Consider the following 10,683-nt stretch of genomic DNA (forward strand, 5'->3'; position numbering starts at 1 on the left):
GCTGATGCTTGTGCGCCGGGTGCAGGTTCCTCTAGCGGTTCCTCTTCCTCCAAGTAATCCGCACAGCGTAGGGACGTGTTCCCTCTAATAACACCGCCCCGGGAGGTGCGTTAACCTCCCTCCTAACTTGAGAGTTGATGAAGCGGGACACTGCCACCGAGCTTTATAGCCCGGTGGCGTGGCCTGACTCATTGCTCGATTTTGTTTGATAGTGCCGAAATACCATTTGGTTATTTCTCATAGTCTTGGGTCTCTACCGAAGCTTTTCCTTTCCTTAAGCTGTATGAGTGGAGGCTCATGGCCGCTGGCTTGTTAAAGCCGGTGTGCACGTACCCCGTCGCGTAGGTCAGAGGACGCGCCGGGGTACTTTCGTTTTTATTCTGAGCGTGTCTCTCGGTGGTGTTTCTCTTTTGTTTGAAGCAGAGGTAGATGTGCTCTTGTGAGGTACGTCTTGCTAAGCTGACAGTGCTTTTTGAGCGTGCTTAGCTGGTGCTCTTTTGGTGCTGGCGGCTTCTAATTACACATCGTCACGGGTGCTTCCTTGTTTGTCTTGAATGCGCGTGGCCCAGTTCCGTTTCTTTTGTCTTATTGGGTTGTGCATGGATTGGCTGAGGAGGCTGAGATGCCGCGGAATAGCGGCGAACCGTCGAACCTGATCCGGATAATGCCGGCGAAAGGGAGGAATCATGAACTCTGTATCTCATGGTGGATTTGTTAATAGCGGCGAAACTGCGAATGGTGTTGCTCCACGCAGTTTGAACTGGCGCGTCGTTGACATCGTGGTGGCATCCGTGCTGGGTGTGGCCTGCGGAATTGTGTTCCTGGCATGGAACACGGTGGGCTACGCCTGGTTCCAGGCCATGGATGCGCTCACGCCGGGCTTGGGCGGTATTGCCACTGGTATTTGGCTGCTGGGTGGTGTTGTCGGTGGCCTGATTATCCGCAAGCCGGGTGCAGCACTCTACGTAGAGCTGCTGGCGGCGATTGTGTCGGCGGTGCTGGGCTCCCAGTGGGGAATTAGTACGTTGTACTCCGGTATTGCGCAGGGCATTGGCGTGGAGATTGTCTTGGCAATCTTCCTCTACCGCCGCTTTGGATTGGGCATTGCGATGCTCGGCGGCATGGCTGCGGGCTGGGGTGCGTTTGTACTGGAGCTGTTTACCTCCGGAAACCTGGGTAAGACTCTGCAATTCAACATCATCTACCTAGTGACGCTGAGCATCTCCGGAGCCATTCTGGCGGGTGCCGTGGGCTATTTCGTGGTTAAGGCTCTTGCGAAGACTGGTGCGCTGGATCGCTTTGCGGTTGGCCGCGAACAGCACAACGCTTAGGCAGCGTTGCGTGTTGCTTGTTACTTGTTTGCGCTGTTCTTCAATGTTCCGCGTTGTTTGTTGTTCGTCGATCGTTGACTGATGATGGTTGACGTTGCTGACTGTGATGGCTGGTTCTGATGGCTGATGTGGGTAGTGCTGGGGCCACGAAGCTTGTGGCCCGTGGCTATGGCTGGACGCATGCGGGGAGGCGTGCGCCGGCGCTAGCGGATATTGACTTGGTTGTATCGCCGGGGGAGAAGGTGCTGCTGTGTGGTGATTCCGGTTCCGGGAAATCCACGCTGCTGGCAGCCATAGCGGGCGTGCTTGGTGGGGATGATGAAGGTACCCGTGTCGGGGAGATTCTTCTTGAAGATGCCTCTGGCCACGTGGAGCCACCCGGACGCACGATTCCGGTGGGGCTGGTACTGCAGGACCCAGACTCGCAGGTGATTGCCGCGCGCGTGGGCGATAACGTGGCCTTTGGTTGTGAGAATCTGGCATATCCGCGCTCGGAGATTTGGCAGCGGGTGTCGGCGGCGTTATCGATGGTGGGGCCATCGGTGGACTTGTCATTTCCCACCGAGCAGCTCTCCGGTGGGCAGAAGCAACGCCTAGCCTTGGCTGGTGTCATCGCGATGGGGGCGGGCATGGTGCTGCTGGATGAGCCGACGGCGAACCTCGACCCGGAGGGTGCGCGTGAGGTCATCGAGGCCGTAACGACCATGGTGGAGCGCACGGGTGCAACCCTCATCGTCGTAGAGCACCAGCACGCGGCGTGGAAAGGCGTGCTCGACCGGGCTATTGAGCTGAAGGACGGGCGCATCGTCGCTGATGGGCCTTTAGAGTCTGTTGTCGCTTCGCGGTCTATTAGCGGTTTGCCGCGGGCGCGGGAGATCGGCGGGACGTCGCCAAGCAACACTGGGGCAGTACCGGAGAAGGCGGCGCTGTGGAGTACGGACTTGGTCACCCGCTTCGGGCCGCCGCGTAGCTACGCGCTGCCGCGGGGGATGTCCACGGTGATTACTGGGCCAAATGGAGCGGGCAAGACCACGTGGCTGATGACGGTAGCGGGGTTGCTACCGGCAGTCTCCGGAGAGATTGGTGTGGCAGAGTACGTGCGCCGAGGGCTGAAAGGCTCGCCGCTGACGTGGAAATCTCGGGAGCTGGCAGACCGTATAGGATTCGTCTTCCAGAACCCCGAGCACCAGTTCGTCGCCCGCACAGTGGCAGAAGAGCTGCGCGTAGCGCCCCGGGTTATGCACCGCGAGGTGCCGGAGGCGCGCATTGCGGAGCTCGTGGAGTCGCTGCGCCTGGGGCATCTGCTCAACGCCAATCCGTTTACTCTCTCCGGAGGGGAGAAGCGCCGGTTGTCCGTGGCCACGGCGCTGGTCACTGCACCCGAGGTGCTGCTCCTTGACGAGCCCACCTTCGGCCAAGATCCCCACACCTTCACCGAGCTGGTGTGGTTGCTGCGGCGCATGGCGGATGAGGGGACGACGATTGCGTCGGTGACCCACGATCCGTTGTTCATTTCCGCGTTGGGTGACCACCGAGTGGAGGTGAGCCGTGGCTAATTCGTCTTCGGTGAACGTGAAGGGCGCTGGCCGTTTGGGCAGCGCTGGACTGTTGCGTGGTGTAAATCCGCTGACGCGCATCTTCCTGATGTTCGTGTGGGTTACGCCCCTGTTGCTTTCGGTGGATTGGGTCTCAGCGGTTGTGTCGTTGGGCATGACGCTTCTTTTCGCGCCGCTGTGTGGGGTGTCGTGGCCGCGGTTGGTGAAGGCTGGGTGGTTCCTGTTTCTTATTGCGCCGTTGTCTGGTATTTCGATGCTGCTATACGGTGCGCCTGGCGGGCGGGAGTACTTCAGCTGGTGGCTGATTACGGTCACGGATAACTCGCTGGAACTGGCCATCGCCATTACCGTGCGTGTGCTGGCGGTGGCGCTGCCCATGGTGGTGCTGGCGCGGGATATTGACCCGACGGAGCTGGGGGATGCCCTCTCGCAGATCCTCAAGCTGCCCTCACGCTTCGTTATCGGTGCTGTGGCCGGGGTGCGCATGATGACGCTCTTTAAATCAGACTGGCAGTACCTCGCCATGGCGCGGCGTGCACGTGGGCTTACCGACGAAGGCCGCATCAAGCACCTCATCACCATGTCCTTCGGATTGTTGGTGTTAGCCCTGAGGCGCGGCGGCAAGCTGGCCACGGCGATGGAGGCGCGCGGATTCGGGCGCACACCGCCGGGCGGTGGCCAGCGCACCTGGGCGCGGCCCTCACGTCTCGCCGGCCGGGACTGGCTGGTGATGGTGGTGGGAACCGGCCTTGCGGCGCTTCCGGTGGTAGTTTCGGTTCTCAGTGGGTCCTGGAGATTTTTTGGACTCTAGGATGACTCTCTTAAAAGCTGCACGCTAGACAAACCCAGAAGTGGTGAAAGACAACATGCAGGACACGGACCGCACGGACCATCGGGAAGGCGGTAAGGGAACTGCCGATACCAACGCCGCCGAGATGGACAGGCTCTTGAATGATGTGATGTCGCTCGCGGCGGCACGCAAGCGCCCGATGCGCCCAATTACCGTGCTTATCGACGGCCCCTCGGGCGCCGGCAAGACCTGGACCTCCGTGGCCCTCGCGGAGCGTACCGGGTGGCGCGTTGTCCACCTCGACGAATTCTATCCTGGTTGGCATGGGCTGCAAGAAGGCTCAAAGATGGTCTCGGAACAAGTGCTGCGGGAGAATAACCCGGGCTATTGGCGCTGGGACTGGGAAGCCAACGCGCCGAAGGACTGGGCTAGTTTGGATGAGCGCGACGATCTGATCGTTGAAGGCGTAGGTTCGGTTACTGAGGCCACCGTAGCCGCCGCCAACGAGCGCGGCTCCGTGGTGACCGTGCGCATCGACGGGCCGCGTGAGAAGCGTCGCGAGCGCGCCCTTGAGCGCGACCCTGGCTACGAAGAGTGGTTTGAAACCTGGGAGAAGCAGGAGCAACAGCACTTCGCTGAGCGCGCGGTGGAGGCGGACCTGACCTGGGAGTGGCGCTAATACTCACTGCAGCTTGAGTGCCAAGCCAAGCAGCCACATCATGGATTTGGGCAGATCAGCGGGGTGGTGGTAGTCTATTCTAGGTTTCATCTTTATAGGAGATGAAAAGTCTGATCGGTATCTCGACCATCCTGTGGTTGAGGGACGTTCTGGACATGCGGAAGGGCCCCGGAGAAGAGCCCCTATTTTTGCATGTTTGGACTTGTGAAAGCGGTCAGTTCAAGCCGAAGTCATAGAGAAAGACTAGATTTATGCCAACTATTCAGCAGCTGGTCCGAAAGGGCCGCCACTCCAAGAAGGCCAAGGTTGCTACGGCCGGCCTGAAGGGCTCCCCGCAGCGCCGTGGCGTGTGCACCCGCGTGTACACCACCACCCCGAAGAAGCCGAACTCGGCTCTACGTAAGGTTGCCCGTGTGCGCCTGACCTCCGGTATCGAGGTTTCCGCCTACATTCCGGGTGAGGGCCACAACCTGCAGGAGCACTCCATGGTGCTCGTCCGCGGTGGTCGTGTGAAGGACCTCCCGGGTGTTCGCTACAAGATTATCCGCGGCGCACTGGATACCCAGGGCGTGAAGGACCGTAAGCAGGCTCGTTCCCGCTACGGCGCAAAGAAGGGACAGTAATCAACAATGCGTAAGAATGCTGCACCGAAGCGTCCTGTAGTTAAGGACCCGGTTTACAACTCCGAGCAGGTCACCATGCTCGTGAACAAGATCCTGCGTGACGGCAAGAAGTCCACCGCTGAGCGCATCGTTTACGGCGCTCTTGAGGTTTGCCGCGAGAAGACCGGTACCGACCCGGTTGGCACCCTGGAGAAGGCTCTGGGCAACATCCGCCCGGACCTCGAGGTCCGCTCCCGCCGCGTGGGTGGCGCTACCTACCAGGTGCCGGTTGAGGTTAAGCCGGCTCGTTCCAACACCCTGGCTCTGCGTTGGTTGGTGACCTTCACCCGTCAGCGTCGTGAGAACAGCATGATCGAGCGTCTCGCCAACGAGATCCTCGATGCATCCAACGGCCTGGGCGCTTCTGTTAAGCGTCGTGAGGATACTCACAAGATGGCTGAGGCCAACCGCGCCTTCGCTCACTACCGCTGGTAATCCCGCCGGTAGAACCCGCCACATGGCATCATGGCTCGAACAGCGATATCATCGTTTACCTGCGCTGACAGTGCGTGTTCTCGCTCCCTTTGGTGGAGCTCTGCACGCTAGCTAGTGGGGAACCTAAACTTGAATAGCGTTGTTCGGGCTATTTTTTATGGCGTGGGCTTTAGCTCTCACGCTGACGAAGAAGCCTAGACGTGGCAAAATAGACCAAGACCTATCCATGAAGACGTCATTTGAAGTTGCGTCAGTGCATAACTGACGCCGGCGTCGACGACAATTAAGTTGGGGTATTAACTGTGGCACAAGAAGTGCTTAAGGATCTGCACAAGGTCCGCAATATCGGCATCATGGCGCACATCGATGCGGGTAAGACCACCACCACCGAGCGCATCCTCTACTACACCGGCATCAACCGCAAGGTCGGCGAGACCCACGACGGTGGCGCCACCACTGACTGGATGGAACAGGAGAAGGAGCGCGGCATTACCATTACGTCCGCCGCTGTGACCTGTTTCTGGAACAATAACCAGATCAACATCATTGACACCCCGGGTCACGTGGACTTCACCGTTGAGGTTGAGCGCTCCCTGCGTGTTCTCGACGGCGCTGTTGCTGTCTTCGACGGTAAGGAAGGCGTGGAGCCGCAGTCCGAGCAGGTGTGGCGCCAGGCTGCTAAGTACGACGTTCCCCGTGTCTGCTTCGTCAACAAGATGGACAAGCTGGGCGCTGACTTCTACTTCACCGTTCAGACCATCATCGATCGCCTCGGCGCTAAGCCGTTGGTTATGCAGCTGCCGATCGGTGCTGAGGATGATTTCGACGGCGTCGTCGACCTGATCAACATGCAGGCCATCACTTGGCGCGGCAAGACCGAGATTGGTACCGATGGCACCATCGAGGAGATCCCGGCCGACCTTCAGGAGAAGGCTGAGGAGTACCGCGAGAAGCTGCTCGAGACCGTCGCTGAGTCTGACGAAGAGCTCATGGAGAAGTACTTCGGCGGCGAAGAGCTGACCATTGAGGAAATCAAGGGCGCTATCCGCAAGCTGACCGTTAACTCCGAGATCTACCCGGTCTTCTGCGGTACCGCTTACCGCAACAAGGGTGTTCAGCCGCTGCTCGACGCCATTGTTGACTACCTCCCGAACCCTCTGGACATCGGCGAGGTCAACGGTACCTCCCTCGATGGCGAGGAGACCCTGACCCGTAAGCCTTCCGTTCAGGAGCCGTTCTCCGCACTGGCCTTCAAGATTGCCGTACACCCGTTCTTCGGCAAGCTCACCTACGTGCGCGTTTACTCCGGCCAGGCTATCCCAGGCGAGAACATGCTCAACTCCACCAAGAACAAGAAGGAGCGCGTGGGCAAGCTCTTCCAGATGCACGCGAACAAGGAGAACCCGGTCGAGCACGCTGACGCCGGTAACATCTACGCGTTCATCGGCCTGAAGGAAACCACCACCGGTGATACCCTCTGTAACCCGGACAACCCGATCATCCTCGAGTCCATGGACTTCCCGGATCCGGTTATCCAGGTTGCTATTGAACCGAAGACCAAGGCTGACCAGGAGAAGCTGGGTACCGCTATTCAGAAGTTGGCTGAAGAGGACCCGACCTTCACGGTCCAGCTCGACGAAGAATCCGGCCAGACCGTTATCGGCGGCATGGGTGAGCTGCACCTGGACGTCTTGGTTGACCGTATGAAGCGCGAGTTCAAGGTTGAGGCAAACATCGGTAACCCGCAGGTTGCTTACCGTGAGACCATTCGCAAGAAGGTTGAGTCCCTGGACTACACCCACAAGAAGCAGACCGGTGGTTCCGGCCAGTTCGCAAAGGTTATCGTCACCATCGAGCCTTATAACCCGGATCCGGAAGAGCTGGAAGAGGGCGAGTCCGCAACCTACAAGTTCGAGAACTCCGTCACCGGTGGCCGTGTTCCGAAGGAGTACATCCCGTCCGTCGACGCGGGTATCCAGGACGCTATGCAGTACGGCTTCGTTGCTGGCTTCCCGCTGGTGAACATCAAGGCCACCCTCGAGGATGGTGCTTACCACGATGTTGACTCCTCTGAGATGGCCTTCAAGCTCGCTGGCTCCCAGGTCCTCAAGGAGGCCGTTGCTAAGGCAAAGCCGGTTCTGCTTGAGCCGATCATGGCCGTTGAGGTCGTGACCCCGGAGGAGTACATGGGTACCGTTAACGGTGACATCTCCTCCCGCCGTGGCCAGGTCTTCGCTATGGAAGACCGCTCCGGCGCCAAGGTGGTTAAGGCTAAGGTTCCGCTGTCCGAGATGTTCGGCTACATTGGTGACCTGCGTTCTTCCACCGCTGGTCGTGCAAACTTCACCATGGTCTTCGATTCCTACGCTGAGGTTCCCTCCTCCGTGGCACAGGAGATCATCGAGGAGCGCACCGGCGCCAAGGCCTAAGGCTTAAGGGGATCCGATCGATTCCCTTGCCTGTGGGGGCTGGTAGTCTTCGCCAGTAGGCACCAGCTCCCAACGCTGGGGAGGTAGCGGTCCGCTGAGTGCGTAAAGGTTTTTGCGCGTTGAGCCGGCCGTTACCCTCCCAGGATCCTTTAAATTGATTCTTGTCGAGGGTCAACGTCCGCACGTGTTGGGCGGGGTTACCTCCTATTTGGGCAGTTTGAAAAAACTGCGGCATAAATCTAGGATCGTGTAACTGGCACGTAAGAAAGCGTCATTAGCGCTTATGAGCTTCGGCTCGAAGTGCCAATGGCAATACAAACCACGTGGCTGCGAAATACGTAGCCGCCATAGAGTCCAGGAGGACAAACAGTGGCAAAGGAGAAGTTCGAGCGTACGAAGCCGCATGTGAACATCGGCACCATCGGACACGTCGACCACGGCAAGACCACCACCACCGCAGCGATCACCAAGGTTCTGGCTGACGCTTACCCGGAGGAGAACACCGCTTTCGCATTCGACTCCATCGATAAGGCTCCTGAGGAGAAGGAGCGCGGTATTACCATCAACATCTCCCACGTGGAGTACTCCACCCCGAAGCGCCACTACGCACACGTGGACGCCCCGGGCCACGCCGACTACATCAAGAACATGATTACCGGTGCTGCTCAGATGGACGGTGCCATCCTGGTTGTTGCTGCAACCGATGGCCCGATGCCGCAGACCCGCGAGCACGTTCTTCTGGCTCGCCAGGTTGGCGTTCCGTACATCCTCGTTGCACTAAACAAGTGCGACATGGTTGACGATGAGGAAATCATCGAGCTCGTCGAGATGGAGATCCGCGAGCTGCTCGCTGAGCAGGACTACGACGAGGAAGCTCCGATCGTTCACATCTCCGCTCTGAAGGCTCTCGAGGGCGACGAGAAGTGGGTACAGTCCGTCATCGACCTGATGGACGCCTGCGACGAGTCCATCCCGGATCCGGAGCGCGAGCTGGACAAGCCGTTCCTGATGCCGATCGAGGACATCTTCACCATTACCGGCCGCGGTACCGTTGTTACCGGCCGTGTTGAGCGTGGCTCCCTGAACGTCAACGAGGACATCGAGATCATCGGTATCAAGGACAAGTCCATGTCCACCACCGTTACCGGTATCGAGATGTTCCGCAAGATGATGGACTACACCGAGGCTGGCGACAACTGTGGTCTGCTTCTGCGTGGTACCAAGCGTGAAGAGGTGGAGCGTGGCCAGGTTTGCATCAAGCCGGGCGCTTACACCCCGCACACCAAGTTCGAGGGTTCCGTCTACGTCCTGAAGAAGGAAGAGGGCGGCCGCCACACCCCGTTCATGGACAACTACCGTCCGCAGTTCTACTTCCGCACCACCGACGTTACCGGTGTCATCAAGCTGCCGGAGGGCACCGAGATGGTTATGCCGGGCGACAACGTTGAGATGTCCGTAGAGCTCATCCAGCCGGTCGCTATGGACGAGGGCCTGCGCTTCGCTATCCGCGAGGGCTCCCGTACCGTCGGCGCTGGCCGCGTTACCAAGATCCTCGGCTAATTCTCGCTAGGGCTTAAGGCTCTTCCTGATTAGCAGGTCTGTAAGCCGCTCAATCCCTGATGGGGTTGGGCGGCTTTGGTGATCGTGGGCCTACTAGGCTTAGGAGTCATGTTTGACCCAACCCGTATTGACCGAACCCTCGCCGCCCTGCGTGCCGCGTGGGAAGGCCAACCGGACTTACCTTTGGGAACCCTGTTTGGAATGCTGGCGGCGGAAGGATACGGCTGGGGCGTGCCTGACGACGAACTCACCGCCCGCCTAGAGTCCATGGCAGCCGTCCACCCGCCGCTCGTGCCTCTCGACCGCCACCTCATCACCGAAGGCCTCTGGCTCGTCGTTACCCCGTCTCATCGCGTTACCGTGATGCCCACAGTCCCTACCTTTTCTCCTCATGGCCCTGTTGTTCCGGCTTCGACCAAGTCCACAGAGCACCCGGTATCCATGGTGCCCACCGCGCTTCCGGCGGGCCTGGTTGACAAGGCTCCCACCGAGTCCTCACGGTGCCTCGATGAGCAGCGCATCCCAAGCCAGTTTCAAGAGGACAACGCCTCTAATTCCCAGCCGCATCGAGCCACGTGCGTGGCAGTCGTACGGCCGGTATCGAAGGAAGGACAACGAGGGCAACCTGTGGCGTGGCAGGTCTCAGCACTCCGTCCGGTGGGCCCTGGCCGCCCGCTTGTCCTCGCAGACACTGAAGGTTTCGAGCACCGCTTTGGTGTTATCGAGTCTGTTACCCGGCCGCGCGAAGACCATCGCAGCTTGACTGGATTGAAGCGCCGCAGCGTGGGGGACCGCGTGTGGTTCATCCGCACCGATACGGAAACAATCCTCCTCGACCACGGTCTGCATATCATCGAGCGCAAAAACCGGGAGCTCATCCGCACTGATTTCTCGTGGCATCGCATCGAGGAAGGCGAAGTCGGAAGCGCATTCCGCGTTCACCTCTCACGCGGAACCATGCACACGTTTGGCGTTATCAAGGAGCTTATCCTCGCCGAGTCAGAGCCCTGCAGTGCTCCTCCCTCGCAACCCCATTAATCAGTCCTGGTGCGCCGAGCCTTGCTCGGAGGCTGGCCTTGATTGGCGGGTTCGCCTTTAAGAGCTAAGGGTCCCCGTTGCATCTGCCGCTTCCCGTGGCATGTGAAGCGTAGTCGGGGATCCTGCCAGCCTGGCTTCGCCTTTAAGGGCTTAAGGATCCCGTTGCTTTTGCTGCTTCCGGCAGCACGTGAAGCCGGACTTGG

General features: G+C 59.4%; 9 protein-coding genes and 1 riboswitch. All 9 genes read left to right on the forward strand.

The window, feature by feature from the left end; translation table 11 throughout:
- The first annotated feature begins 519 nt into the window (after positions 1-519).
- Positions 520-698, forward strand: a riboswitch (TPP riboswitch).
- Positions 687-1,331 carry an ECF transporter S component gene (locus HMPREF2781_RS07935; protein ID WP_246821814.1) on the forward strand — a complete coding sequence of 215 codons (645 nt, stop codon included), beginning with the start codon at positions 687-689 and terminating at the stop codon, positions 1,329-1,331. It overlaps the preceding riboswitch by 12 nt.
- Positions 1,332-1,450: 119 nt before the next feature.
- Positions 1,451-2,887, forward strand: a complete 1,437-nt coding sequence (locus HMPREF2781_RS07940; RefSeq protein ID WP_070645243.1) for an ABC transporter ATP-binding protein — start codon at positions 1,451-1,453, stop codon at positions 2,885-2,887.
- An 88-nt stretch (positions 2,888-2,975) separates the two neighbouring features.
- Entirely contained in the window at positions 2,976-3,698 is a 723-nt protein-coding gene (locus HMPREF2781_RS07945; protein ID WP_070645248.1) for an energy-coupling factor transporter transmembrane component T family protein, read from the forward strand.
- Between the two features lie 55 nt (positions 3,699-3,753).
- Complete coding sequence (locus HMPREF2781_RS07950) at positions 3,754-4,356, forward strand: isopentenyl transferase family protein (RefSeq protein ID WP_010189695.1); 603 nt, start codon at positions 3,754-3,756, stop codon at positions 4,354-4,356.
- A 251-nt stretch (positions 4,357-4,607) separates the two neighbouring features.
- Positions 4,608-4,979 (forward strand): 30S ribosomal protein S12, encoded by a 372-nt coding sequence (gene rpsL / locus HMPREF2781_RS07955; RefSeq protein ID WP_010189693.1) that lies wholly within the window; start codon positions 4,608-4,610, stop codon positions 4,977-4,979.
- Between the two features lie 6 nt (positions 4,980-4,985).
- Positions 4,986-5,453: a 30S ribosomal protein S7 gene (gene rpsG, locus HMPREF2781_RS07960; protein ID WP_010189692.1), complete on the forward strand. Its 468-nt coding sequence runs from the start codon at positions 4,986-4,988 to the stop codon at positions 5,451-5,453.
- 302 nt (positions 5,454-5,755) lie between these two features.
- Positions 5,756-7,882: an elongation factor G gene (gene fusA, locus HMPREF2781_RS07965; protein WP_070645245.1), complete on the forward strand. Its 2,127-nt coding sequence runs from the start codon at positions 5,756-5,758 to the stop codon at positions 7,880-7,882.
- Between the two features lie 369 nt (positions 7,883-8,251).
- A complete protein-coding gene (tuf, locus tag HMPREF2781_RS07970; RefSeq protein ID WP_070444762.1) occupies positions 8,252-9,442 on the forward strand; it encodes an elongation factor Tu in 1,191 nt (396 codons plus the stop codon).
- Between the two features lie 108 nt (positions 9,443-9,550).
- On the forward strand, positions 9,551-10,480 hold the full coding sequence (locus HMPREF2781_RS07975; protein WP_070645246.1) for a hypothetical protein: 930 nt from the start codon (positions 9,551-9,553) through the stop codon (positions 10,478-10,480).
- The last annotated feature ends 203 nt before the right edge of the window (positions 10,481-10,683 follow it).

Source organism: Corynebacterium sp. HMSC062A03 (assembly GCF_001811145.1).
Taxonomy (GTDB): Bacteria; Actinomycetota; Actinomycetes; order Mycobacteriales; family Mycobacteriaceae; genus Corynebacterium; species Corynebacterium aurimucosum.